Source organism: Litoreibacter roseus, from assembly GCF_009811795.1.
GTDB classification, from domain to species: Bacteria; Pseudomonadota; Alphaproteobacteria; order Rhodobacterales; family Rhodobacteraceae; genus Litoreibacter; species Litoreibacter roseus.
On sequence record NZ_BLJE01000003.1, the window covers coordinates 16,776 to 41,029 of the forward strand.

The 24,254-nt window shown below is 57.8% G+C and carries 24 protein-coding genes; 16 read left to right on the plus strand and 8 right to left on the minus strand.

Going from position 1 to position 24,254, the window contains the following annotated elements:
* Positions 1-91 precede the first annotated feature (91 nt).
* Together KIN_RS13920 and KIN_RS13925 are read left to right on the plus strand one after the other, a co-directional pair.
* Complete coding sequence (locus KIN_RS13920; RefSeq protein WP_159808131.1) at positions 92-748, plus strand: hypothetical protein; 657 nt, start codon at positions 92-94, stop codon at positions 746-748.
* Positions 748-1,341 carry a TetR/AcrR family transcriptional regulator gene (locus tag KIN_RS13925; protein ID WP_159808133.1) on the plus strand — a complete coding sequence of 198 codons (594 nt, stop codon included), beginning with the start codon at positions 748-750 and terminating at the stop codon, positions 1,339-1,341. Before KIN_RS13920 ends, KIN_RS13925 begins: the two co-directional genes overlap by 1 nt.
* Before the next feature lie 6 nt (positions 1,342-1,347).
* Here KIN_RS13925 and KIN_RS13930 read toward each other — a convergent pair whose 3' ends face one another.
* Complete coding sequence (locus tag KIN_RS13930) at positions 1,348-2,118, minus strand: SDR family NAD(P)-dependent oxidoreductase (RefSeq protein ID WP_159808135.1); 771 nt, start codon at positions 2,116-2,118, stop codon at positions 1,348-1,350.
* A gap of 100 nt (positions 2,119-2,218) precedes the next feature.
* Here KIN_RS13930 and KIN_RS13935 point away from each other — a divergent pair, with 100 nt between their 5' ends.
* Positions 2,219-3,127, plus strand: coding sequence for a LysR family transcriptional regulator (locus tag KIN_RS13935; RefSeq protein WP_159808137.1), 909 nt, complete (start codon positions 2,219-2,221; stop codon positions 3,125-3,127).
* Positions 3,128-3,816: 689 nt separating this feature from the next.
* Here the strand turns inward: KIN_RS13935 and KIN_RS13940 are convergent.
* Positions 3,817-4,650: a class I SAM-dependent methyltransferase gene (locus KIN_RS13940; protein WP_159808139.1), complete on the minus strand. Its 834-nt coding sequence runs from the start codon at positions 4,648-4,650 to the stop codon at positions 3,817-3,819.
* A 219-nt stretch (positions 4,651-4,869) separates the two neighbouring features.
* Positions 4,870-6,615 (minus strand): helix-turn-helix domain-containing protein, encoded by a 1,746-nt coding sequence (locus KIN_RS13945; RefSeq protein ID WP_159808141.1) that lies wholly within the window; start codon positions 6,613-6,615, stop codon positions 4,870-4,872.
* A gap of 199 nt (positions 6,616-6,814) precedes the next feature.
* On the opposite strand from KIN_RS13945, the gene KIN_RS13950 reads away from it, so the two are divergent.
* From KIN_RS13950 to KIN_RS13970, 5 genes are all read left to right on the plus strand, one after another.
* Positions 6,815-7,255 (plus strand): DUF7383 domain-containing protein, encoded by a 441-nt coding sequence (locus KIN_RS13950; protein WP_159808143.1) that lies wholly within the window; start codon positions 6,815-6,817, stop codon positions 7,253-7,255.
* A gap of 281 nt (positions 7,256-7,536) precedes the next feature.
* Positions 7,537-8,619 (plus strand): FRG domain-containing protein, encoded by a 1,083-nt coding sequence (locus KIN_RS13955; RefSeq protein ID WP_243144933.1) that lies wholly within the window; start codon positions 7,537-7,539, stop codon positions 8,617-8,619.
* 301 nt (positions 8,620-8,920) lie between these two features.
* Positions 8,921-9,457 carry a hypothetical protein gene (locus KIN_RS13960; RefSeq protein WP_207710139.1) on the plus strand — a complete coding sequence of 179 codons (537 nt, stop codon included), beginning with the start codon at positions 8,921-8,923 and terminating at the stop codon, positions 9,455-9,457.
* Between the two features lie 330 nt (positions 9,458-9,787).
* Positions 9,788-11,080 (plus strand): lipoprotein-releasing ABC transporter permease subunit, encoded by a 1,293-nt coding sequence (locus KIN_RS13965; RefSeq protein WP_159808147.1) that lies wholly within the window; start codon positions 9,788-9,790, stop codon positions 11,078-11,080.
* Positions 11,073-11,756, plus strand: a complete 684-nt coding sequence (locus KIN_RS13970; protein ID WP_159808149.1) for an ABC transporter ATP-binding protein — start codon at positions 11,073-11,075, stop codon at positions 11,754-11,756. The genes KIN_RS13965 and KIN_RS13970 overlap by 8 nt, the downstream gene beginning before the upstream one ends.
* A gap of 3 nt (positions 11,757-11,759) precedes the next feature.
* Here the strand turns inward: KIN_RS13970 and KIN_RS13975 are convergent, their stop codons facing one another.
* Positions 11,760-12,710 carry an alpha/beta hydrolase gene (locus KIN_RS13975; RefSeq protein WP_159808151.1) on the minus strand — a complete coding sequence of 317 codons (951 nt, stop codon included), beginning with the start codon at positions 12,708-12,710 and terminating at the stop codon, positions 11,760-11,762.
* Positions 12,707-12,994, minus strand: a complete 288-nt coding sequence (locus tag KIN_RS13980; RefSeq protein WP_159808153.1) for an SCP2 sterol-binding domain-containing protein — start codon at positions 12,992-12,994, stop codon at positions 12,707-12,709. Before KIN_RS13980 ends, KIN_RS13975 begins: the two co-directional genes overlap by 4 nt.
* A gap of 72 nt (positions 12,995-13,066) precedes the next feature.
* On the opposite strand from KIN_RS13980, the gene KIN_RS13985 reads away from it, so the two are divergent.
* From KIN_RS13985 to KIN_RS14005, 5 genes are all read left to right on the plus strand, one after another.
* Positions 13,067-13,627, plus strand: a complete 561-nt coding sequence (locus KIN_RS13985) for a tetratricopeptide repeat protein (protein ID WP_159808155.1) — start codon at positions 13,067-13,069, stop codon at positions 13,625-13,627.
* Positions 13,628-13,679: 52 nt separating this feature from the next.
* A complete protein-coding gene (locus KIN_RS13990) occupies positions 13,680-16,508 on the plus strand; it encodes a helicase-related protein (protein WP_159808157.1) in 2,829 nt (942 codons plus the stop codon).
* On the plus strand, positions 16,505-16,879 hold the full coding sequence (locus KIN_RS13995; RefSeq protein WP_159808894.1) for an RNA-binding S4 domain-containing protein: 375 nt from the start codon (positions 16,505-16,507) through the stop codon (positions 16,877-16,879). Before KIN_RS13990 ends, KIN_RS13995 begins: the two co-directional genes overlap by 4 nt.
* 51 nt (positions 16,880-16,930) lie before the next feature.
* Positions 16,931-17,269 (plus strand): ferredoxin FdxA, encoded by a 339-nt coding sequence (fdxA, locus tag KIN_RS14000; RefSeq protein ID WP_159808159.1) that lies wholly within the window; start codon positions 16,931-16,933, stop codon positions 17,267-17,269.
* A gap of 249 nt (positions 17,270-17,518) precedes the next feature.
* Positions 17,519-18,025 carry a CarD family transcriptional regulator gene (locus KIN_RS14005; protein ID WP_159808161.1) on the plus strand — a complete coding sequence of 169 codons (507 nt, stop codon included), beginning with the start codon at positions 17,519-17,521 and terminating at the stop codon, positions 18,023-18,025.
* 51 nt (positions 18,026-18,076) lie between these two features.
* Here KIN_RS14005 and KIN_RS14010 read toward each other — a convergent pair whose 3' ends face one another.
* Positions 18,077-18,841, minus strand: coding sequence for an adenosylcobinamide-GDP ribazoletransferase (locus KIN_RS14010; protein WP_373281658.1), 765 nt, complete (start codon positions 18,839-18,841; stop codon positions 18,077-18,079).
* 82 nt (positions 18,842-18,923) lie between these two features.
* Between KIN_RS14010 and cobT the strand changes: the two genes are divergently transcribed.
* The gene (gene cobT, locus KIN_RS14015; protein WP_159808165.1) at positions 18,924-19,940 is read left to right on the plus strand and encodes a nicotinate-nucleotide--dimethylbenzimidazole phosphoribosyltransferase; all 1,017 of its coding nucleotides are present in this window, start codon (positions 18,924-18,926) and stop codon (positions 19,938-19,940) included.
* On the opposite strand, the gene KIN_RS14020 is transcribed toward cobT, so the two are convergent.
* The gene (locus tag KIN_RS14020) at positions 19,937-21,850 is read right to left on the minus strand and encodes a cation:proton antiporter domain-containing protein (RefSeq protein WP_159808167.1); all 1,914 of its coding nucleotides are present in this window, start codon (positions 21,848-21,850) and stop codon (positions 19,937-19,939) included. The two genes, cobT and KIN_RS14020, sit on opposite strands and share 4 nt — an antisense overlap.
* Before the next feature lie 60 nt (positions 21,851-21,910).
* Positions 21,911-22,372, minus strand: a complete 462-nt coding sequence (locus KIN_RS14025) for an Lrp/AsnC family transcriptional regulator (protein WP_159808169.1) — start codon at positions 22,370-22,372, stop codon at positions 21,911-21,913.
* A 134-nt stretch (positions 22,373-22,506) separates the two neighbouring features.
* On the opposite strand from KIN_RS14025, the gene hppD reads away from it, so the two are divergent.
* Positions 22,507-23,601 carry a 4-hydroxyphenylpyruvate dioxygenase gene (gene hppD / locus KIN_RS14030; protein ID WP_159808171.1) on the plus strand — a complete coding sequence of 365 codons (1,095 nt, stop codon included), beginning with the start codon at positions 22,507-22,509 and terminating at the stop codon, positions 23,599-23,601.
* An 80-nt stretch (positions 23,602-23,681) separates the two neighbouring features.
* Positions 23,682-24,254 (plus strand): flavodoxin family protein, encoded by a 573-nt coding sequence (locus tag KIN_RS14035; protein ID WP_159808173.1) that lies wholly within the window; start codon positions 23,682-23,684, stop codon positions 24,252-24,254.

A 24,254-nucleotide genomic window follows, 5' to 3' on the forward strand; every position in this document is an offset into this window, starting at 1 on the left:
AACGTATCGCTACAGTTGAAGTGTTATTACACTACGTACGAAGTGAAACGGGCGTCAAGCCGGATTCCGCCCCGAACCGAAGGAGAGCGCCATGCCGTTGAAAACACTCGAACCTTTGTCGCCGGTGCCAGGCTTCGACGGGCTATTCACCGCCCGAAAAGGCGCGGCCCGGATGGTGGCGGCGCGGTTGCGGAGGGGCAGGCTGGCGCTCTATTCGCCGGTGCCGAAGCCGGATGACACAGCGCTTGAGGCTGCGCGGGACCTGGGCGGCGTGACGACGATCCTCGCGCCGTCGCATTTCCACCATCTGGGCATCGCGGACTGGCGCGCCGCCTTCCCTGATGCCACGGTCTGTGCGCCCGCCGCCGCGATCCCGCGCCTCGAAAACCGCCTCGGCCACTCCGTCTTCGACACCATGCCCGACCTTGACCGGGGCCTGTCGCTCATGTCACCACCGGGGCTGAGGGCGGCGGAAGTCTGGCTGAGGGCCGAGGGTCCTGACGGAGTTGCCTGGGCCGTGTGCGATGCCTTCGCCGGTCCCGCCGGGTCCGAAGACTCCCCCGCCGACAGCCCAAAGGCGCGCGGCGCCTTCGCGACCATGTGCCTGGGCGACAAAACCGCCTATAAGAACTGGGCCATGACCCGGATCGACGCTGACCGCCCCGTCCTGCTGCTGCCCGCCCACGGAAACGCCGTTTCCGGTCCCGCCCTGGCGGACGGGCTTGCCGCGATCGTGGAGGCGCTCTGATGGCTCGCCCACGCAGCTACGAACAGGACGAGGTGATCGCCCGTGTCCGTGACGCCTTCTGGGAATGCGGCTACCAGGGCCTTGGCATCCGTGCCATCGAGGAGCAGACCGGCCTGGGCCGGTTCGCGATCCGAACTGTGTTCGGCGGCAAGGAGGGGCTGATGGCAGAAGCCATGCGCGTCTACACCCAGGATACCGAGACCTACGTGCTGGCGCCCATGCGCGCCCGCGACGATGTGGATGCGCTGGTGGAAATGCTGGAAGGCATGGTCGCGCCGCACCCTGAAACGCGCCGTCACTTCGGCTGCCTGATGGTCAATACCTCGATCGAAAATGCCAGCCTCGGCAGCGAGATGCTTGGCAACGCGGTCGCCACGCATTTCGGTGCCTTGCGCACCGAGGTCGTGGCGCTGACCGAACGCGGGCAGGCGGCGGGTAGGATCCGCGCAGACCTCGATCCCGCCACCTGCGCCGAGTTCGTCGTGGGCTCGGTCATGGCGACCATGGTGCTGAACCGCGCCGCTGCCGATGCGAGCGGCGGCGCGGCCTATGTGTCGGAAGCAGTCAGGACGATCCGAAGCTGGAGCGCCTGACGCGCCTCATAGCTTGAAGCCGCCGTCGATGCGGATCGTAGCGCCGGTCACGAAAGACGCCTTGGGCTCGCAAAGGAACGCGATCACGCCGCTCACGTCCTCGGGCAATCCGACCCGCCCGAGCGCGGTATTGCCCGAGATGTAGTCCCGCGCGCCGGGAATGATCTCGTCGAATAGCTTGGCGTTGAAGTCGTCGTCCAGACCGCCCGGCGCGACCGCGTTCACGGTGATCCTGCGCGCGCCGAAGATCTGCGCCCAGTAGAGGGTCATCGACTGCAGTGCGGCCTTCAGCGGGCCGTAGGCGATGAGCGGCGGGAAGGCGCCGTTGGCAAGGCCGGAACTGAGGTTCACGATCCTGCCGCCCTCGGCAAGATGCGGCGCGAGGGCCTGCGTCAACAGCACCACGCTTTTGAAATTAGTGGTGTAGATCGCGTCGAGATCATCGCCCGTGATTTGGTCAAATCCGCCGATCCTGAGCGTGCCCGCGTTGTTGACGAGGATGTCGAGATCCTGGCTCCCCCAGTCGCGCACCTGCTTCATGACGGCGTCGGCCAGTCCGGCCACGCCCGCGCTATCGCCGAAATCTACCGCAAGCGCCGCTGCCCGGCTCCCGAGTGCCTCGATCTCGGCGACGGTCTCATTGGCGGCCTTAGCCCGCTCGCGATAGGTGATGATGACGTCTGCACCCTTCGCCGCCAAGTCTAGTGCCGTCAGCTTGCCGATATTGCGGCTTCCGCCGGTTACAAGCGCGATTTTCCCGTTCAATGTCTTTTCCATGATGGGTCTCCTTCTGGTGATGAACCCGATCTAGATGATGACGAAACCGCACGGCAGACGCGTAATTGACAAACCTCTGTAGATATAAACACTACGACGCATGACACGCATCGCCGAAACCGCCTTTCTCAAGACTGTCGATCTCGGCTCGATTCGCGCCGCCGCCCGTGTCCTCGGACAGGATCCGACGGGCCTGTCGCGTCGCATTACCGCGCTGGAGCAGCGGCTGGGCGCCAAACTTCTCGATCGAGCCGGTGGCGTGACCCGCCCGACCGCGCGGGGGCAGGCCTACGCCGAACGGCTGCGCGCGATCCTCGATCAGTTCGATGCGCTCGAAGCTGAGGTCAGCGGTGAGAACGTGACCCCAACCGGCATCCTCCGCGTCACCGCCGCCATCGATTTCGGGCAGGAGTTTCTGGCCAGGTGGCTGATGGAGTTCCGCAGAATGCACCCCGGGCTGGATGTCGACCTGATCCTCGCCAGCGGTTTCGTCGATTTCGGCGCGAACAACATCGACGTTGCGATCCGCGCGGGTGCGCTGCCCGATTCCAGCCTTGTAGCCCGCAAGCTGGCGGATCTGCCGCGCGTGCTGGTGGCGTCGCCCGACTATCTCGCCCGCCGGGGCATTCCGGAAACGCCAGCCGATCTGGAGGATCACGAGTTCGTTCTGTTCTCGGACCGGAACCGGAGCGAACCCCTAACGCTGATCGGCCCGGACGGGCAGTCAGTGCGCGTGCGCCGCGCCCGCGGGATCGCGATCAACGCGGTGCGCTCGGCAGTGGCCGCCGTCGTCGCGGGGCAAGGCATCCACGTGGGCCCGCTCTGGGCCTTTGCAGATCAGCTTGACCGAGGCACCGTGAAGCACATCTTGCCGGACTTCACCAAGCCCGCCCTGCCGCTCTACGCCGTGCGCCAGCCTTCGACAGTGGTGCCTGCGCGCACCGCCCATTTCATCGATTTCGTCTCGGAGAAGGTGAAGGGGGTGCCCGGATTGACGGTCAAACCCTAACCGCGGTGCGTGCAACAGCTGTCACGGCCTGTGTAATTTTCGCCCGGCCATTGCGACAGAAGGTTATAGGCTCGCTCCCATGTGGGACCGGCTGAGCCTCCCCAACTGAATTGGTCTATCGCTATGATGAGGTAAAGGAGGACCGCGAACTGGGAACAAGCGACACAAGTTGGAAGAGATCGTCGTGACCGAAGCGTGCCCGATGAACTTAAGACGCTGGTTGAAGAGGCTGGCCGGTGCCTAGCCATGAAAGCCGAAGGTGGATCTGCAAAACGGGTTACCGGTTCGATGTCCCGACCTACGATCCGCAAGCGCATCTGAAAATCGCACAGTTCGCACAGTTTTTTACGAAGTAGTTTGATCTATCCAAACAGACCTTAGTGCAGAATCTGCCGACGCCTGCAAAGGTCCGCGCTCTGATCTAGGACAAGACCTTGACCTCTTGGGCGCAGCGAATGGTCGGTTGGTAAATGCTGCACTACAGCAGCTGTTCGGTTGATGAATGTCTCCTTTGGGCCGTCCTCATCCGCAGAAAGCGGCTCGGTGAAAGGGATCTCTCAGTCGCTCCGGTGGGGGCTTCTAGCCCAGAGTGGTCGCATTATTGCGGCGTGGCGAATGTCGTCAGTTTTTCACTGTACGACAAAGCGTTTTGATCAATCAAAAACCAAAGTGCCAGGCGTGGGTGAAGCTCACGCGCGTTTGACTGCGATCATTTCGACGGGAGACATCCGATTTGCCGCCAAATTCGCGACCATGTTTGGAATTTTCTCCGCGCTTGATTGCTGCATGAGGACGTGCAAACCCAAAGGAGGCGGGCCGTCTGCGGCGTTGTTTGCGGCCTTCATCTTCTTGAAGAACTCCAAAGCGAAGGCTTGTCGGCTGTTTTCTGAAACGACTTTAAACCCATTATCCTCAAACGCCGCTCGGTAGTCTTCAGGTCTTGCCAGCCAACTCGTCTCTGATGTGGTTGCCCAGGGCACTGGGTACGCCAGATCTTCATCACTGGTTTTCATGATATCATAGATGCCAAATTTTGTGCCGGGTTTCAGAACACGCGACACCTCTGCCATCAAGGCTGGCTTGTCTTGGATGTTCATACCGACATGCATCATGAATGCGCCGTCGAAACGCGCTGCTTCAAACGGGAGGGAAAGCGCACTGCCTTGATGAAGTTCAATGCGATCCGACAGGCCAACCCAATCGCAAAGCGTCTGCCCCGCTGAGACATATTCAGCGGTCAAATCGAGGCCGACCAGCTTTGCGCCATAGGTATCTGCTGCAAAACGTGCTGATCCGCCCAAGCCACAGCCAACATCAAGGATTGTTTGGGCCGGCTTTATATTGAGCTGGTCCAGAAAATGTGCACTCGCAATCCGGCCACCGATATGAAATTCATCGACCGGACCGAGATCTTCCACCCGCGCATTGTCTGGCTTAATACCATGTGCGGCCAGGCCTGCCTTTATGGCCGACACAAGGTTTCCGTGGGCATAGTGGTTTGATATTTTCTCTGCATAGTCCATGGAGATTAGCTTTCCCGAGATGCGACTGAACACATCTTATCAAAGGTACGAAGTCTAATCGCTGGACACTGGGCCCTTTGCTCTCATGAAGCAAGGAAACTGAACGTCGACATTGATTATCACCGCACGAACTGCGGCCATGTCCCGCAGACTACAGTGCTGGTGAGCTTGGCCAAGTCATCGGATCGTCACAGCGGATCATCCGACTCTGTCAGATTGTCAGGTCAGGAGCCATATAGTCCGCAAACCTGAACCTATGATTGATCGCATCGTCTCCGGATATGCGGCGAGCAGGAGGATCGGAGACAATGCCAGAGCACCCCAACTCACGCAGAAGACGATGTATCTGAGCGAAACCAGAACACCGACCGAAGCATTGAAACCGCTGTCTTGTCGTGACCTTGCAAGCCGATCGAGTGCTGGACGTTCGATGATCGCCCTGACCAAAGCGCCCGCGGCCAAGGGCGCCAACACGAAGGCAAAATGAAGCCATGTCCAAAGGACCGTGGTGAGTGCCATCAAGGTCAACCACAGACCTTCGCCCCAAGGATCGCCCCAACTTCTCTCCAGGAAATCCTGACTCTGGGTCTCCACGCCAACTCCCAAGGTCACACCGGTCAATGCCAAGCCAACAATAACAACGGCAAATACCATCAGCGCTGCCGCGAGGAGAAAATCCAGCGTGATGAATCCGAAGATCGCAACCGGTCGCACCCCAAGTTTCACGATGTGGCGACCGATGGCGTGACTTGTGCCAAGAGACAGAAAGTCCAGCAAGGCATTGGCAGCCGGGAGCGCCAGCCAAGAGACGGAGAATAATCCGAGCGTTGCTTCCGAAACAGCTGCGGAATCTCCGGCCGCCACGAGTCCTGCCAATGCAACCATCGCGCCGATCGCGATACTGCCCCCGGCAGCCGCAAGTTGGCGGGGACGAAGATCATCCATTTGCCGGGCAATCAGGGCGCTCGCCAAGCCGGCACATAGGCCAACAAGACCTCCGACGATGATCCCTTCGCTCATCGAGGTCAGAAATGCGATCATTGTGTCATCGGCCAGGCCGGAACTGACTGCCGCCATGAGACCCAGAATGATGCCACACGCAGCCCCGTACGCTGCGGCACGCGACGGCGACAGGGTCGAAAGGGCAGCGCAACTTGGTGCGGTGAAGAGCACCGCAGCGGAAATCGATGCGGTACCTAGGTAGTCGACTACACCGCAGGCGACGCCTGCAGTGACGGCGACACCGCCCAAGCGCATTGCTACCTGACGTTCCGACATCGCTTTTAAACCGAAGCCGCGCACCAAATACCAGCACAGACCCAACGCAAGGATCAGGAGCACGAAGCCGAGATAAGGCAAAATCAAATCACCGAAGGCGCCGGCCCAGCCACGTGTACGAAAAGGGTTCACTTCCCCAAGGTAAATGCCACCTTGGAAAGAACTGATGGCGCCGGCCAAGATCACGTAGAGCAGACCAAGGGCGTAACAGGCGAGCAGGCTCTGCAAGCTGAAGGGCGCCCCCAGCCAAGTTTGCAATACGTTCAAACCGGCGCGCAGCCTCTCGCGGTAGATTTCGGACATTGATCTTTGCAGAACTTCCGCCAGCTGCCGATTCAGAAAACGTGCGATTGCCTGCTCTTCGATCGCCCGGGGTGCAGCATGTTTCGCTGCCTCGAGCGCGAGCAGCCGCGCCTCCGTCGGCGACGGATCGGATGCGGACGGCCATCGCAAAGCAGCAGGCAGGTCAGACCGGGTCAGGCCGAGTGGCCCGCTCAGTTTCTTTGCGGTGGCAGGCGTCACCTTGGCGAGCCGATTGTTCTCGATCGCCGACACGAAGGACTTGCGGTCCGCATTGCCCAAGGCTTCCGCCGCCAGCGACTCTTGGCTCATCCCCAAGGCATGACGGCGGCGACGAACGAGGTCGCCGAACGCTTCGTAGTCATTTGTCGCAACCGCGTTATTCATGCAAAAACTTTTGAATTCAGTAAGTTACAAAGAATTATAACATATATGTAACGCATTGAGAACACGCAGTTGGTAGCTAGAAAGCAAGCAGGGGCAGGTGGTGCATGTCCAGTCCAACGCCCGATATCTCGCAAGCGTCGGCTGCGCCAACACCTTCCCTGCTCGGCAATTCCGCCGCAAACAGCAAGGAGAGAAGCAAATGACACGTTCCGATTTCGCGTGGCTCAATTTCGACACGGAGTTCACCCGGCCCAACCAGGAGGCGACCCGGACCTTTATTATCGACGACGACCCGGTGACGGCCAGCCGCCAAGGCCAGTCGGTGAGCGCTGAGGGCTACATCATGATCCAGGCCGAGGACGTCGGCAATTCTTCTACCGCCGAGGGCGACGTGATCACCCATCGGATCCTCATCAACGGCAAGCACCTGCCCAGCTTCGATATGGTCGACCGCGAGGGTTGGAACCTCTGGATGGACCGCATCCCGGCCGGCTTCCTGAAAAAGGGCGACAATCGCCTGACCATCCGCCGCCGGGCCGTCGACCGCTTCCGGGTGGCCAACGTCATGGTCCAGTGGCGCGAGAAGGCAGGCGCCGCCGGCGGCCTCACCGGTCCAGACCGCATCACCGCGAACGCTTGAGTCAAACTGCGGACCGGAGCGCTCCGGTCCGCAGTCCTGATCTTGGCCGCCACGCCCTCCCACAACGACAACCCGACGTCGACCTACGCAACACCTCATGGAATGTTGAGCTGAATCCGAGGTCTGGAAAGAGCCCAACCTGTATGTTGCTGAAATGTGCATCAATGACGGCTATGTAATGTCGCAGGAAGACGGCGAGAGGGGCACTATCTGTTGCGTGCGACCCAGCCATTTGTAATACTTGAGATATTCGAACAAACCGGCACCTGAAGGCGTCTACCTTGATAACTCTCGACGACTTTCGCGCGCGTTTAAAAGTCATCTTTTCCAGATTTCTGAAAACTGACAAAAATTTTTTGGTCGGGGGTGTCCACCCCATAGTTCACGATACCCATCTAGAGTACCAATTTGAAGATGCGCACAAGCTCTTGGAAGCATTACTCCCCACTTCAAACACATTTAGCTCTAATATAGTTGGGTGTCGAAAGCGCTTCTTAGCGCGAGGGCATGGTGATGCATCATACAAACTTTTGCCGTCAATCTTCAGAAAGCCAATAAAGGCTACGGAGTGGGAGCGTAAGCAATTTAATAACTTTATAGCCGGTTACATCTCCGGCGCGAGCATAGCGTATGAAACGGACCTTTTCGCTTCTTTCCTGTCGGGCTTAAATCGTAGCGGTAACTTGATATCGCAGGAAAGCCTTGACCTACTACAAACAAATGAGAACTTCGCAAAGACAGAGGCAGTTAACGTCCTTGCGGGAGACGGTCGGTTCTTTACCGTGAAGAATTTTCCGAACAGCGCTCTTCTTCACGAGCTTTCGATCGCGCAACACCACGGCGTGCCCACTCGATTGCTTGACTGGTCGACAGACGCGCTCAAGGCGCTTTTCTTTGCTTGTGCTGACCTTGATCCGTCCATGGAAGACAACGGCAGACGAATTGGCGTATGGCTTTTTCCAGTAGACTATCTAGTGATGTGCGAACTATTAGGTGTTGTAAAAATCGTTAGGTCCGCCAGCTTTCAGAATACCTTCATTGCGCGTCAGAACGGGGTATTCACGCTCCACAATATGCGGTTTCAATCTGAAGGTCTTTGGAACGACGCCGACCTTACTGAGAAGCGAGTCTTTCCGCTAAATGAATACCTCCTTCAAAACAGAGATGGTGATGACTACATCGCTGCTATGAGGGAGCATATTGGTTTGCCTCTGTTGTTAACACTACCTCATGTTCAGGCAGTGAGACTTCCCCATAGACTAAATGAATTCGACATTAACTACTCATCATTGATGCCGGGGCCTCATGGTGCTGCTGTGGAAGCTAAGCGTCGGCAGCGGCACCGTGGGATATCATATAGCTAGTGTACCCGTTCACCTTTGCGTTTGTTGCGACATGCAAAAAGCAATCGTTCGAACCCTGAAAACCAACGACCGCTTTGTCCGCAAATCAGGCCTAGGCGGGCGGGATAGAATGGATCAACCCAGCAGACAGCTTCGGATGTCCGTTTCGAGCCCACGATGACTGGTATCGGGCGCTGAGCCTCCGTTGGCTATGCGGCACTGACACAAAGTGATACCTCTGCCATATGCCCTCTCTCGTCTCAGAACTTATCCAATCAAGATGTCTTTGATTTTCATAATTGGTCCGCCTGCGGTCGGAAAGATGACGATTGGCCAAGAGCTTGAAAAGCGCACGGGATACAAGCTGTTCCACAATCATGTCGCGATCGAGATGGTGGCCCCTTATTTCAGCTATGGCAGCCCGCAGGGGCGCGGTCTTGTGAAAAAGGTAAGACGTGCGTTCTTCGATGCGTTCGCCGCTGACAAAGAGAGAGGATACATCCTTACCTTTGTCTGGGCATTCGATGAACCCGGAGAGCGCGAATACATAGAGGGGATTGCGGAACAGTTTTTGGCGGCTGGCCATGATATTTTCTGGGTCGAGCTTGAGGCGACATTTGAAGAAAGACTGATACGAAACCGTACCGAAAACAGGTTGGCCTACAAGCCGACCAAGCGCGATGTCGACTGGTCAGACACGCATATTCGCGAAGTTGAAGAAAGGTACCGGTTCAACTCCGTCAAAGGCGAGCTTGCATACGATAACTACTTGCGAGTTGAGAACACTCAGCTCTCTGCACGTGAGGTTGTCGATCAGATTTGCACGGTTTTTGACTTCGTTGGCAAAGAGACGACCTAGCCGTCTCCTTGTCCGATGCGCCAAGAACTGACATTCGCGCCCTTGGGAGAAATATCTGCTTTGTTCCCGCTCAGCGACCTTAAGCATCAAGAGGAACAAGGGACGGTTCCCCCCCCCCAAATCCCCAAACGCTCTGCGAACCACCCAAAAACAGGTCCGATGGAAGTCCGACGATAGTCCGATAGAAGTCCGAAAGCTGTTTTTCCCTGAAATCAGAGCCTTATCGGGTATGCTGCGGCCGGGGCCCCATGCCTGAACACCGCCCTCACGGGCAGGTTGCTTGACCCCGCAAGCGCAAACGCGCAAACCTCCGGTCGAGCAGTCAGGAGAATGAATGTGGCGCAGAAAACTGCCCCCTTTGCCCCCTTTGAATGGATGATCGCGTGGCGCTATCTCAGGGCCAAGCGCTCCGAGGGGGGTGTCAGTGTCATGACGTGGATCAGCCTTGTCGGCATCACCCTTGCCGTGGCCGCCCTGATCATCACACTCGCCGTAAGGTCAGGTTTTCGTTATGAATTTGTCGATACGATCCTTGGCGCGAACAGCCACGTCTCCATCTACAATTCGGGCCGGGTGACCGAAGCGGGGACCTTCGCGCAGGTCATCACGGACTACGAAGACCTCGCCCAAAAGGCCGCGACCGCCCCGGGCGTTGTGCGGGCGGCCCCCTTAATCAAGGGGCAAGTCATGGCGGTCAACGCAGGCCGGAACGCCGGCGTCGAGGTCTGGGGCATCCGTCCCGATGACCTGATGGACGTCCGCCGCGTGGTCGATCCCGAGGATTACGCCGGCGATATCAACAGGTTCGAGGCCGGCATCGCCATAGGCGCCGGCGTCGCCCGCACCCTCAACGCCACCGTCGGCGACCGCGTCAAGCTGATCTCGCCCGACGGGGTGAAAACCGCCTTCGGCACCAGTCCGCGTCAGGCGGCTTATGAAATTGTCTATGTTTTTCAGGTGGGTCGATACGATATTGATCGGACGCGGGTCTACATGCCTTTTGCCGCCGCGCAGGAGTATTTCAACCGGGAGGGGCAGGCCGATGAGGTCGAAGTGATCCTCGAAGACCCCGAGAACGTCGCCGACGCAGAGCTTGGTATCCTTGAGGCCGTCGGTGAAAACGCGCTTCTCTGGACGTGGCGCGACAGCTCTGGCGCGTTCCTTCAAGCGCTGGAGATGGAGGATAATGTGATGTTCATCATCCTCTCGGTTCTGGTTCTCATCGCCTCCATGAATATCGTCTCCGGGTTGATCATGCTGGTGAAAAACAAGGGCCGGGACATCGGTATCCTGCGCACCATGGGTCTCAGTGAGGGATCGGTGCTGCGGGTGTTCTTCATTTGCGGCGCGTCGGTTGGCGTGATCGGCACAATCGCAGGTATTGTTCTGGGCTGTCTTTTCGCGATCTACATCGACCCGATTTTCGACGCGGTGAATTTTGTAATGGGTGGCGGAGTTTGGGATCCATCGGTCCGCATGATTTCCCGTCTGCCGGCTCGGCTAGAGGTCGGAGATGTGATGTCAGCGGTAAGCCTGTCCCTTTTCTTGTCTTTTGTCGTCACCATCTTCCCAGCTCGCCGTGCGGCACGGATGAACCCGGTTGAGGCGTTGCGTTATGAGTGATGCGGTTCTGAGGCTGGACGGCATCCAGAAGCGGTACAACCCGGGCAAACCCAACGAGGTTACCGTGCTTGATGGGGCGCAGCTGTCCGTGGGGGCAGGACAGGTGACGGCCTTGGTGGCGCCCTCTGGTGCTGGAAAATCAACCTTGCTGCATATAGCGGGTCTGCTGGACACCGCTGATGCGGGCGAGGTCGCCATATTGGGTGATATTATGAGTGGAAAGTCTGATCGCGCACGCACACGGGCGCGTCGCGAGCGGATCGGGTTTGTCTATCAATTCCACCATCTTTTGCCTGAGTTTACAGCCATTGAAAACGTAGTGCTGCCGCAACTTGCGGCGGGCGTCGCGAGCAGTGTGGCGGAGCAGCGTGCCTTGGAGCTCTTGGACCGGGTGGGCGTTGCGCACAGGGCGGCTCATCGACCGGGGGAATTGTCTGGCGGCGAGCAGCAAAGGGTTGCGGTTTGTCGGGCACTAGCAAATGCACCTGCGCTGCTATTGGCCGATGAACCCACAGGAAATCTTGATCCTGCAACGTCGGATCAGGTGTTCGGTGCGCTGATCGAACTTGCACGGGACACAGGTCTTGCAGCGCTTATCGCGACGCACAACATGGATTTGGCGGCGCGCATGGATCGCACCGTTCACTTGCGTGACGGTAAGCTGGAAGACGGTTAGGCTCTATGCGTGCTCGGAGTAAAAGCGCGTCAGCGCTTGCATCGAAGTGTGCCTGATCTGTGGGTTTTCCATCAGAATCTCGTGCTCCGCACCTTCGACCATCTGCAAAGTCCCATTGGTCCAACGGGACATCCTGTCTCGCACGGCTTCCATATCAACGATCCGTTCTTGTGTACCAAGAAGGGTGAGTGCGGGGACATTTGGCGTTGGTCTGATAGCTAGGCGATCGCATTCGATCAGTGCCTCGTTCAGCCATCCCAGTGATGGCCCGCCCAAAGCAAGATCCGGGTAGGTCTGAACCTGAGACTGCATGTAAGCAAACATCTCAGGATCTGTCGTTAGCATGTTGTCGTCAAACGGGTTATCCACGACATACGTCTCCGACGTTGTCCCCGGCGACATGACGTTTGCGAAGCCAAAGGTCCGGCTGAGACTGCTCAGAACCCAGCCCGCTTTGCGTCGGAAGGGTGTGAGGGCGATGCCCCACATGGGCCCTGTGAACGCCGCCGCTTTGACTGGCAGGTTTTCCATCAAGGCGCGCAGACCAATGCAGCCACCCATGGAGTGGCCCAAAAGATAAAACGGTCCAGACAGATCGAGGTGGTCCAGCGCATCGACAACGGCACGGACATCCTTTTGGTAGTCCGGGAAGGCGTGCACGTGGCCAACGCCGCGGTTTGACAGAAGCCGGTCACCTAGTCCCTGACCGCGCCAGTCAATCGACACCATGGCAAAACCGTCTGCCGCGAAATCAACCGCAGTGAGGCCGTATTTCTCGACGTATTCGGTGCGACCGGGAAACAGGAGAACCGTTCCCTTCGCATCGACATCCGGGCTTGCTGGCCAGACGCCGACGCGGATCTTCACACCATCTTCTGTTAGCACCCAATAGGCTGCACCGCCCGCAGGTCCGCAGGCGACATCCTCGTAAAATGGGGCCTTGGTGAGGCTCACGACAGGACGGAGCCCAGCTTCATCGCGGTGCCCATGTCGCCTTCAACGCTCAACTTGCCAGTCATGAAAGCTGTTGTCGGGTTCAGGTCGCCATCGAGAATCGATTTAAACGTTTCGGCATCGGCTTTCATGGTGCATTCCGCCTCTTCATCGGCTGCACGCACACCGTCTTGGTCAACCATGATCGAGCCTTCGTCCTCGATGACGAACTTGACGGAGCCGTCAAAACCGCCATCCATTTTCGCCGATAGAGCGGTTACAGCTTCATTAATCACGTCACTCATGGGTGGTCTCCTTGGAATGTGAGCGCAAAGGGGGTCGATTTTCCCGAATGCACCGCTAAAGTTAGAGGCGTTATGAGAGTTTCAAAACATATCCTCAACATTTTCGTTACGACATTTCTGTGCGTCGGATACTTTGCGCTTCCGGCGGCGGCGGATGAAGCAGAGCTGGATCGGCTCTTTGCCCAGTTGCAGAAACCGGAGCTGCCGGAATGGGAGCAGGTGGAAGAGAAGATCTGGCGGGAGTGGTCGGAGTCAGGTTCGGCGTCCATGGACCTGCTCTTGCAGCGCGGGCGTGAGGCGATGGAAGAAGGGAACGTGGTCGAAGCAATCGGACACTTCTCGGCACTGATCGATCATGCACCGGAATTCGCCGAGGCTTGGAATGCCCGCGCAACTGCATTTTTTCTGATCGAGGAATTTTCCTTGTCCATTGCAGATATCCGTCAGACGTTGGCCCTGAACCCACGGCATTTCGGGGCTCTGCAAGGGCTTGGGCGTATTCTGGAACAGTTGGAAGACGATCCAAACGCGCTGAAAGCCTATCAGGCCGCCTATGCTATACATCCGCATCGTCCAGAGCTAAAAGCGACGATAGATCGGCTGGAACGACAAGTGTCGGGTGAGACGCTCTAGCCCAATTTAGGCCCAACGCTCTGACATCTGAGCACTGACAAAGGCATAAGCGATGCGCGACACCGCGCGGATCACGGCGGTTCTCGGACCGACCAATACCGGCAAAACCCACTACGCAATCGAACGAATGCTCGCCCACAGAACGGGGGTGATCGGCCTGCCACTCCGTCTGTTGGCCCGCGAGGTTTATGACCGGATCGTCGCGCTGCGCGGTCCATCTGTCGTGGCCTTGGTCACCGGCGAAGAACGCATTGTACCCGAGCGCACGCAATACTGGGTATGCACCGTCGAGGCGATGCCTGAAGGGATGGGCGTCGATTTTCTTGCCATTGATGAAATTCAACTTTGCGCTGATCCGGAACGTGGCCATATCTTTACCAACCGCCTTATGAACGCCCGTGGTCTTCATGAAACACTGTTTCTGGGCGCCGAGACGATGAAAAGCGCTATCGCCGCGATGGAGCCACGGGCGCAGTTCATGAAGCGCGAGCGGTTTTCCGAACTCAGCTACACCGGGTCTAAGAAAATCAGTCGTCTGCGGCCTCGCACTGCGATCGTCGGTTTTTCGGTCGAGAACGTCTACGCTATTGCGGAACTGATCCGTCGTCAGAAGGGCGGGTGCGCCGTTGTCATGGGCGCGCTCAGCCCCCGTACACGGAACGCGCAGGTCGAATTGTACCAAAACGGTGATGTGGACTATTTGGTCGCGACGGACGCTATCGGGATGGGGCTCAACCTCGATATCAACCACGTCGCGTTCTCGGCGCTCAGTAAGTTCGACGGGCGCCGGATGCGGCCCTTGGCGCCAAATGAATTGGCGCAGATTGCAGGCCGCGCGGGGCGCTACATGCAGGCCGGGACCTTCGGCGTGACCGGAGAGGCCCGGCCTTTGGATGAAACCGTCGTCGAGGCGATCATGTCCTCGAAATTCACGCCGATCAAAAAACTGCAGTGGCGCAATGACCGGCTGGAGTTTGGCTCGCTCGATCGCCTGATCCGCGCATTGGAGCAGCCCACATCCGATAAATGGCTCAGCCGCGCCCGTGAGGCTGACGATCTATCTGCCCTGAAAGCGCTGCAGGGTATGATCGACGTGACGGCCCGTGTATCGACCCCGCAGGACGTCAAGCAGCTGTGGGATGTCTGCCGTATCCCCGACTTCAGGGGGATCTCAGCGGCGGAGCATGCAAGCCTTTTGGCGGATATTTTCGGCTACCTTCACGACGAAGGTCGGGTTCCCGATACTTGGCTTGCCCGCCAGATCGCCCGTATTGACCGAAGTGATGGCGATATCGACACGTTGTCAAAGCGCTTGGCCTACATTCGCACATGGACCTATGTGGCCCAGCGAAAGGGGTGGGTTGAGGACGAAAGCCATTGGCGCGGCGAAACCCGTGCGGTAGAAGATCGCCTGTCGGATGCGCTTCACGGCGCGCTGACCCAAAGATTTGTCGACCGGCGCACAAGTGTGCTGCTGCGCCGGTTGAAACAGAAGGAGAGCCTGGTGGCTGACGTGAACGACAAGGGTGAAGTGACGGTTGAGGGCGAGTTGATCGGCCGTCTGGATGGGTTCCGGTTCCGTCAGGATCAAACCGCCAGCGCGGAAGAGGCCAAGACCGTCCGCCAAGCCGCCCTTCAGGCGCTCGCCCCGCATTTTAATCTGCGTGCCGACAAGTTCTACAATTCGCCCGACACCGAGATGGATTTCACCGAACAGGGCGGTCTCATGTGGGGTGAAATGGCCGTCGGCAAACTGGTGAAGGGGGCTGAGCCCTTAAAACCGGGAGTGGAAGCTTTCGTAGATGACGAGGCGGGCGCTGATGTCGCCGAGAAGGTGAAGCGTCGCCTGCAACATTTCATCGACCGGAAGGTCGCCGCCGCCTTTGAGCCGATGCTGGCGATGTCGAAGGACGAAACCCTCACCGGGCTGGCAAAAGGCTTTGCATTCCAGATGTCAGAAGCACTTGGTGTCATTCCCCGCGCGCAGGTGGCCAACGACGTCAAACAGTTGGATCAGGATGCGCGCGGTCAGTTGCGCAAGCACGGCGTCCGGTTCGGTCAGTTCACAATCTTCATGCCGCTTTTGCTGAAACCGGCCCCGACACGTCTGCGCTTGGTGCTTTGGTCACTCCAGCAAGACCTCAGCGAGTTCCCCGAAGCGCCACCACCTGGATTGGTTACGGTGCCCGCCGTAAAGGATGCGCCTCAGGGGTATTACACAAACGCAGGCTATCGCTTGGCCGGAGAGCGGGCGATCCGGATCGACATGCTGGAACGTCTTGCGGATCAATTGCGCGCTGAAAATAGCCGCGCCGGGTTCGAGGCGAAAGCGGATATGCTGTCAATCACCGGAACGACGCTGGAGCAATTTGCCGATCTCATGGTTGGGCTCGGTTATAAGGCCGACCGCGCCGAGCGTCCTAAAGTGAAAGCTGCTCCCGCCGCCTCACCAGATGTGGATGCGCAGACCACATTGGCTGAAGATGAAGCTGTCGATGCACCGTCGGAAACAGCCGCGGCCCAACCTGCTGCAGAAACGGACGTCGCGCCACAGCCTGAGGCCGAGGGCGCCGCGGTGACGGAAGCTATGCCGGAAAATCAGAGCGCACCGGATGCCGACGTACAAGCGGACGCTGAACCTGAGGTTGAAGTCTTTTATACGTTTACTTGGGGCGGTAACGCGAGCGGAAACCGCAATGCAAAAGGGCGTCAAGGTGGGAAGCCGCAACATCAGGGCAAGCCACGCGGCAAACCGAAGGGCAAAGGTCCGCGTCAGGACAAAGCGCAGACCTATCAGGCCAGACCGCCGAAAAAGGAAAAGCCAATCGATCCCGATAATCCGTTTGCGGCAGCCCTTATGGGGCTGAAAGACAAATCCTGACGGACAGCCCGGATCGTATTCGCGTCGACAAATGGCTCTGGCAGGCGCGATTTTTCAAAACCAGAACGCTTGCCGCTAAGCAAGTCACCAGCGGGCATGTGCGGATTAACGGGGAAAAGACTGACAAGGCCGCGGCCAAGATCGGCCCAGGGGACACGCTGACCTTTCCCCAAGGATCAATCATTCGCGTTGTAGAGGTTGTTTTGTGTGGCGCGCGCCGTGGGCCTGCGCCCGAGGCCCAGACCCTTTACCTCGACAAGACGCCCCCACAGGAAAGCGTTCCAAAATCACCGGGTTTCGATGGAAAAGGTAGGCCAACAAAGAAAGATCGCCGCAGTCTTGATCTTTCCCGCCGTGGGCCGCTTGCATGATTGTAAAAGCCGGATTACCTAAACGGCTGCGAGCTTATTTGGACATCATCTATGACCTACATCGTCAACGACGCCTGCATCTCCTGCAAATACACCGATTGCGTAGAGGTGTGTCCGGTTGATTGTTTCTACGAAGGCGAGAACATGTTGGTCATTCATCCGGATGAATGCATCGATTGCGGCGTGTGTGAGCCTGAATGTCCGGCAGACGCCATTCGCCCCGATACGGAGCCGGATGCGGAGAAGTGGGTCGAGTTCAATCGCAAGTACTCCGAAATATGGCCGGTGATTATCACGAAGAAAGATCCGCTCCCCGACGCTGAAAAGCGCGACGGCGAAGAAGGAAAGCTGGAGAAATACTTCTCCGAAGCGCCAGGCGAGGGTGGCTGATTCGGCATCCAAACCGCTGTGAAAGGCCGGAATAAGTTCAGCAAAAGCAGCGTGATGACCCCTGAAATGTCAGCGCCGCTTCCGCAGACGCTATTTTTATGATATATATATGACAAGGGTTTGGCCTGCGCATTGGATCCGCAATGGCCTCTCACGCTAAAACTGAATTCAGATTGACCGGGGGGCAGTCCTCCGGCCTGTCTGTTTCGCTGTGAAAGAAGGGCGTTCCCGGTGGGGGAACGATCATTTATGAGCAAGAAAAAACAAGACTTCAGCCCTAACGAATATGTTGTGTATCCGGCTCATGGGGTGGGCCAGATCGTTTCGATCGAAAGCCAGGAAATCGCAGGCATTGAGCTGGAATTGTTTGTTATCTCATTCGAGAAAGACAAAATGACCTTGCGCGTTCCGACCCATAAGGCAACGGAAGTGGGTATGCGCCCGCTCAGCTCGCCCGATCTGGTGTCGCAGGCGTTCACGACGCTGAAAGGTAAAGCGCGCGTGAAGCGGGCCATGTGGTCTCGCCGTGCGCAGGAATATGAGCAAAAAATCAATTCTGGTGATCTTATCGCGATTGCCGAGGTTGTGCGTGACCTGCATCGCCACGGGGATCAGCGCGAACAGAGCTATTCCGAGCGTCAGTTGTACGAAGCAGCGCTGGAGCGTCTCACCCGCGAGATTGCGGCTGTAAACGGCGCCGATGAGCCGTCCGCACAAAAGCAAATTGACGATGTTCTGATCAGTCGCGCAGCCTGATCTAGCTATGGAAGTAAGAAGAACCGCGCCTGCCTAGCAGGGGCGGTTTTTTCATGAGCTCAGCGAGGAAGCGATCGAAACCAGCACGGCTAACTCGACGATTTGCTGTGTTGCACCCAATACATCGCCCGTTTGTCCGCCAATTTTCGCACGAGCCAAATAGAAACATCCAGCCGTCGCAAGTCCCGCAAACAGTACCGCTCCGAAGCCGGCAAAAAGCGCAAATGCCGTCGCCAGGCCTATCGCGACGACCGTTGTGTCGATCTCAGGGCGACCGGTAGTGTGTGAAAGCCCGTCTTGCCGTGCGGGGGGCAACAGAACCATCACGCCGACCATTGCGCCGCGTGAGACGATAGCAGCCGCACAAATCGCGAAGATGTAGCCGTCCGCTGCCAAAATTTCTGACAAGGCCGCCCAGCGTCCCAAGAGGCTTAGGCCCAATGCAATCACGCCATAAGCGCCGATCCGGCTGTCCTTCATGATCTCTAGGCGCCGTGCTGTGTCCCAACCACCCCAGAACCCATCGGCGCAATCAGCCAACCCATCTTCGTGCATCGCGCCGGTCGTCATAATGCCAACGAAAAGCACGCAGATCGCCGCGAGCGGCGCAGACAGGCCGATAATCAGAGCAAAAGCCCCGACCAGTGCTGCCAAAAGCGCAACACTCGCACCGGCAATCGGGTAGGCCCATACGGCACGGGCTGCGGGTTTGTCACCTTCCCAGTCGGGTTGGGGCAGCGGCAGACGGGTCAGAAGGCTGAACGCCATCAGAAGCTCATTCCAACGGGCAGAGAAAATGTCGTTTTTTGCTGTCACCCCATCGTCCTCGCCCTTTTGATCCCCCATCCTCCGGCGTAAAGAGGACGCACCGAAATTTCAATTGTTCTCAAGGGTATCCATGACCGCGCCGTTCCAGACACTTGCCGAGTTCCGTGACATACTTGCCCGCCAACCTCACGCCGACAGCGAGGCACTGACCGCTGCTGCGGACCGCAACGGTCAGCTTACAAAACCTCCGGGCGCCTTGGGCAGGATAGAGGACATTGCAATCTGGTACGCGTCATGGCGTGGAACAGCCGCACCAACCATCGACAGAACGCAAATGGTGGTTTTCGCAGGCAATCACGGGGTAACGGCCCAAGGTGTTTCGGCTTTTCCCTCTGAAGTCACGGCACAGATGGTCATCAATTTTCAGCACGGTGGTGCGGCGATCAACCAGCTTTGCGAGGCCAACGGGGCGACGCTTGATGTACATGCCTTGGATCTCGACACGCCCACCGCTGACTTCACGCAAGAACCTGCGATGACCGAACAGGAATGCATTTCGGCGTTGACGACCGGTTGGAACGCCGTCGATGCGGAGGCGGATCTGTTTGCCACGGGCGAAATGGGGATTGGCAACACGACCAGTGCGGCGGCAATTGCGGCGGCCCTGTTTGGCGGACCGGCTGAGACCTGGACTGGTCGCGGTACCGGGGTCGACGATGCCGGGTTTGCCAACAAGGTGCGGGTGGTAAACGAGGGGCTTAGCCGCCACGAACGTATTTTGAATGACCCGCTGGGGGTTCTAAAATGCCTTGGCGGTCGGGAAATTGCCGCCATGGCCGGTGCAATCGCGGCTGCCCGCGCCAAACGCATTCCTGTGGTGTTGGATGGCTTTATCTGTACCGCTGCGGCAAGCGTGCTTGAGCGGGCTCAAGAGGGTGCTTTGGACCACGCCATTTCTGCACATCTGTCCGCCGAGGGTGCCCATCGGAAGATGCTCACCACCCTTGGAAAAGAGCCACTGCTTGATCTTGGCCTGCGCCTCGGCGAAGGGTCTGGCGCGGCTCTGGCCATCGGCCTCATCAAAAGCGCGGTTGCCTGTCATGCTGGCATGGCGACCTTTGCAGAGGCGGGCGTTGCAACCGGCTAGGCTGCGCCTTCCGCTTCCTCTTCCGCGATAACCCGCACCATCGCGGCCTCAAGTTCCCGGTTAAGCTCTTTCGAACGGGCGATGTAGGCGTCGTTCTTCTCGATGGGTACATTCGGATCCCAAAGCCGTGCCAGATCCGCCATTGCTGCCCTGTCCATCTTGAAGAAAGTCACCTCCTGCTCGTGGGCGTCATGCTCGGTCATGCCCAGCTCTTCCAGCACATAGCGTCCGGCCCGGAGCGAGCTGTCGAACATCTCGCGCACGATATAATCGGCGCCTGCCGCATAAAGCTTGTAGGTATGAACCCTGTCGCGGGCGCGGGATATGATCTTGATGTCCGGACGTTCTTTTCGGGCATATTCGGTCAACTGGATCGCAGCATCGGGGTCGTCGAGAGCCACGACCAGTACTTTCGCCTCCTTCAGACCTGCCGCGTGCAGCAGTTCCGGGCGGGTTGGATCACCGAAGAACCCCTTGAACCCGAACCGCCGCATCAACTCGATCATCTTCAGATCATGATCAAGCACGGTCGTTTTGTAGCCTGAGTGCTGGACCAAGCGATTAACCACCTGACCGAACCGGCCAACGCCCGCGATGATAACGGCCTGTCGGTCGTCTATCTCATCTGGCGCAATAGCGTCTGCAACATCTCCCATTCGTAGAACAAGTTTGTCATGGAGAATGAAAAGCAACGGCGTCAGCAGCATTGAGAGAGCAACGACCAGCAGCATCGTCTGAGACAACTCGGTAGAGATTACATCTTGTTGTACTGACAGGCTGATCAGCACGAAGCCAAATTCACCCGCTTGCGCAAGGCTGAGGACAAAGAGCATTCTGTCCTTCTTGGGCATCCGAAAGATGAATGACAACAGCAGAAGAACGCTTGCTTTGATCGCCATAAGGCCAAGCGTAATTGCGATAATTCTGAAGGGGTCACCTGCCAGTACCTCGAAGTTAATGCCCGCCCCAACTGTTATGAAGAACAATCCAAGCAATAGTCCCTTGAATGGCTCAAGGTCAGCCTCAAGTTCGTGACGAAACTCGCTGTTTGCGAGGACCACACCGGCCAGAAAAGTCCCGAGGGCCGGGGACAGTCCAACCATCAGCATCAAGACAGCGACGCCCACGACGAATAGCAGCGAGACGGCGGTGTACATCTCCCGCAGGCGGGCCCAGTTGATGTAGCGAAAAATCGGTCTGGTCAGAAAATGACCGCCGAGGATCACGAAGATGATCGCCCCCATTGTGACAGCCGTGACACCCCAGGCAGGTAGATTTTCGACGATGGTCATCAGGTTTTCGGCGGTTCCGGTGGCACTGCCTTCCGTACCATCGCTTGTGGCCTCAGCTCCGTGACCGCCGGACCCGTGACCACCACCATTGTCATTATGAGTTCCGGACAGGGCCAAAAGCGGGAACAGCGCCAGCATAGGAATAACTGCGATATCCTGCGTCAGCAGTACGGAAAATGAGGATCGGCCACCGCCGGTTTGCATCAACCCTTTTTCACTGAGGGTTTGCAGCACAATTGCGGTGGATGACAACGCAAGTGTCAGGCCGATCGCAGTCGCTACACTCCAGTGAAGACCCATCGCGTAGGCCGCGAGCCCGATCAGTGCCGCGCTGAGCGTTACTTGCAGCCCCCCTAATCCCAAAAGGCGTGCACGCATATCCCACAGGGCGCGGGGCTCCAGTTCAAGTCCGATGAGAAACAGCATCATAACGACGCCGAATTCGGCGAAGTGCTGCAAGCTCTCTGTTTCTGAGCCGACCAGGCCTGCAACAGGCCCAATTACGATGCCAGCGATCAAGTAACCCAGAACAGAACCAAGCCCTAACCTGACGGCGATTGGCACCGCTGCGCAAGCCGCCAGCAAATAGATAGTGGATTGGAAAAGAAAGGATTCCATGATGTCTGCCCCATCGGTTTCAGTGTTAACCTAAGACATACCGGTCGGCAGCAATAGGGCCTAGGCGGGCAGGGGAGCATCTTCCTTGATCTGATCCATCACGATCTGGCTTTGGACACGCGCGACGGCGGGATGCGGCAGAAGTCTGTCTTGGACCAATCGGTTGAGCGCCGCCAAATCCGTGCAGAACACGCGGAGCAAATAATCCGCCTCTCCGGTCAGGGTCCATGCGGCGATAATCTCTGGCTGTAGTTCCGTGAGACGCAAGAATGACTTGTGTGTTTCTGGGGTGTGAGCCGTCGTTTGAACCTGAATGAAGGCCTGAACCGTCAGATCCAGCTTTCCTGCATCCAGCCGCGCGCGATATCCGGTAATGTAGCCCTCCGTCTCAAGCCGTTGTCGCCGCCGCCCCACTTGGGATGCAGACAGGTTCAAGCTTTCCGATAGCGCGTGCGTCGTGAGGTCCGCGTCGCGCTGAAGCGCGCGAAGAAGCGCCAGATCGGTGGGGTCAAGTTTAGACATGCGGAACTTTCGCGCTATTCTGATCATTTGCCATAATTATCCGCATCCGCCGGATATTGCGCAAGCCATATGCGCGGTTCCCCCGCACCGCGTGCTCTATTCTCTTAGAAACTGCACCAAGAGGAGATTTGATCATGGGTCCGTTCCCCCACAATGCCCCCAAAGCAACGATTACGTCGGACAATCCCGCGGGAACCGATGGATTTGAGTTTGTGGAATTTGCGCACCCGGATCCGAATGCACTGCGCGACGTGTTTCAGAAAATGGGCTACGTCCACACGGCGACTCACAAGACTAAAGCAATCGAACTCTGGCAGCAGGGGGACATTACTTACATTCTCAACGATGAACCGAACAGCCATGCGCGCGATTTTGTGGAAATCCACGGACCCTGCGCGCCGTCGATGGGGTGGCGTGTCGTGGACGCAGATCATGCGTTGAAGCACGCCGTTGCAAAAGGGGCAGAGGTTTACGAAGGGCCCGGCAAATCCCTTGATGTGCCCGCAATTGTCGGGATCGGTGGCAGCCTCATCTATTTCATCGAAGATTACTACGAGGCCAACCCGTACAACACTGAGTTTGAGTGGATCGACAAAGCTCATCCCGAAGGCGTCGGCTTCCATTATCTCGATCACCTGACCCACAACGTTCATAAGGGCAACATGGACATCTGGTTCAAATTCTATGGTGATATCTTTAATTTCCGCGAAATCCGGTTCTTCGACATCGAAGGCAAACACAGCGGACTTTTGTCACGGGCGTTGACCTCACCCTGTGGTCGTATCCGCATTCCGATCAACGAAGATCGGGGAGAGACAGGCCAGATCGTAGAATATCTCAAACGCTACAATGGTGAGGGTATTCAGCACATCGCGGTGGGTGCGAAGGATATCTACGCGGCAACCGATGAAATCGCAGCGCGGGGGCTGAAGTTCATGCCGGCCCCGCCCGATACCTATTATGAGTTGAGCCACGAGCGTGTGCAGGGTCACACCGAGGCGCTCGAGAAGATGAAAAAGCACGGCATTCTCATTGATGGTGAGGGTGTCGTCGATGGAGGGGAGACAAAGATCCTGCTTCAGATTTTTTCGAAGACGGTCATCGGTCCGATTTTCTTTGAGTTCATTCAGCGCAAGGGCGACGAAGGGTTCGGTGAAGGGAACTTCAAGGCGCTTTTCGAGTCCATCGAAGCGGACCAGATTGCCCGAGGTGTGCTTGAGGCAAGCTAGGCTGTGTTGCTGAATGTCGCAGCAAGGAACCTGCCGTTCGAACGGGCGTTGTTCCCAGCATACTGCTTGGGAGAGACAGAATGGCTAAGGTTGAAATCGTATTTTTTTCTGCTGAAGGACATACTGCGCGGCAGGCTAAGGCGGTTGCTGATGGCGCGCGCGGGCATGCGGATGTAAGGGTCTGGTCCCTTGATGCGGATGGCAACATTCCGGATATGCTTTGGGAGACGCTGGAAAAAGCCGACGCGATTATTTTTGGAAGTCCAACCCATATGGGCGGGCCCGCGTGGCAATTTAAAAAATTTGCCGACCTCTCGTCGGAGGTCTGGCACCAGCGCGGGTGGCAGAACAAACTGGCGGGTGGCTTCACAACGTCTGCATCGACCAACGGAGATAAGAACGAAACGCTGAACTACTTCATCACGTTTGCCAATCAGCACGGGATGCTTTGGGTGTCTCTTGGTCAACCTGCAGCAAACAAGCAGGAAAATGGGCCAGATGACATGAACTGGACCGGCGCAAATGGCGGCGCGATGGCGATTTCGCCCGCAAACAGTGATCCGTCAGAGGCGCCCCGCAGCGGCGACCTTGAAAGCGCGCGGGCGTATGGCGCGCGCATCGCACAAATGGCGAGCCGCGTTGAGGCTGCGTAA

Coding starts and splice junctions, on each gene's coding strand:
- KIN_RS13980 (WP_159808153.1), bottom strand. CDS start 12,994: ATGAGTGACGTGATTAATGAAGCTGTAACCGCTCTATCGGCGAAAATG.
- KIN_RS14005 (WP_159808161.1), top strand. CDS start 17,519: ATGAGCAAGAAAAAACAAGACTTCAGCCCTAACGAATATGTTGTGTAT.
- KIN_RS13950 (WP_159808143.1), top strand. CDS start 6,815: ATGACACGTTCCGATTTCGCGTGGCTCAATTTCGACACGGAGTTCACC.
- KIN_RS13970 (WP_159808149.1), top strand. CDS start 11,073: ATGAGTGATGCGGTTCTGAGGCTGGACGGCATCCAGAAGCGGTACAAC.
- fdxA (WP_159808159.1), top strand. CDS start 16,931: ATGACCTACATCGTCAACGACGCCTGCATCTCCTGCAAATACACCGAT.
- KIN_RS13960 (WP_207710139.1), top strand. CDS start 8,921: ATGACGATTGGCCAAGAGCTTGAAAAGCGCACGGGATACAAGCTGTTC.
- KIN_RS13945 (WP_159808141.1), bottom strand. CDS start 6,615: ATGAATAACGCGGTTGCGACAAATGACTACGAAGCGTTCGGCGACCTC.
- KIN_RS13990 (WP_159808157.1), top strand. CDS start 13,680: ATGCGCGACACCGCGCGGATCACGGCGGTTCTCGGACCGACCAATACC.
- cobT (WP_159808165.1), top strand. CDS start 18,924: ATGACCGCGCCGTTCCAGACACTTGCCGAGTTCCGTGACATACTTGCC.
- KIN_RS13965 (WP_159808147.1), top strand. CDS start 9,788: ATGAATGTGGCGCAGAAAACTGCCCCCTTTGCCCCCTTTGAATGGATG.
- KIN_RS14035 (WP_159808173.1), top strand. CDS start 23,682: ATGGCTAAGGTTGAAATCGTATTTTTTTCTGCTGAAGGACATACTGCG.
- KIN_RS13920 (WP_159808131.1), top strand. CDS start 92: ATGCCGTTGAAAACACTCGAACCTTTGTCGCCGGTGCCAGGCTTCGAC.
- KIN_RS14025 (WP_159808169.1), bottom strand. CDS start 22,372: ATGTCTAAACTTGACCCCACCGATCTGGCGCTTCTTCGCGCGCTTCAG.
- KIN_RS13935 (WP_159808137.1), top strand. CDS start 2,219: ATGACACGCATCGCCGAAACCGCCTTTCTCAAGACTGTCGATCTCGGC.
- KIN_RS13940 (WP_159808139.1), bottom strand. CDS start 4,650: ATGGACTATGCAGAGAAAATATCAAACCACTATGCCCACGGAAACCTT.
- KIN_RS13985 (WP_159808155.1), top strand. CDS start 13,067: ATGAGAGTTTCAAAACATATCCTCAACATTTTCGTTACGACATTTCTG.
- KIN_RS13930 (WP_159808135.1), bottom strand. CDS start 2,118: ATGGAAAAGACATTGAACGGGAAAATCGCGCTTGTAACCGGCGGAAGC.
- KIN_RS13925 (WP_159808133.1), top strand. CDS start 748: ATGGCTCGCCCACGCAGCTACGAACAGGACGAGGTGATCGCCCGTGTC.
- hppD (WP_159808171.1), top strand. CDS start 22,507: ATGGGTCCGTTCCCCCACAATGCCCCCAAAGCAACGATTACGTCGGAC.
- KIN_RS14020 (WP_159808167.1), bottom strand. CDS start 21,850: ATGGAATCCTTTCTTTTCCAATCCACTATCTATTTGCTGGCGGCTTGC.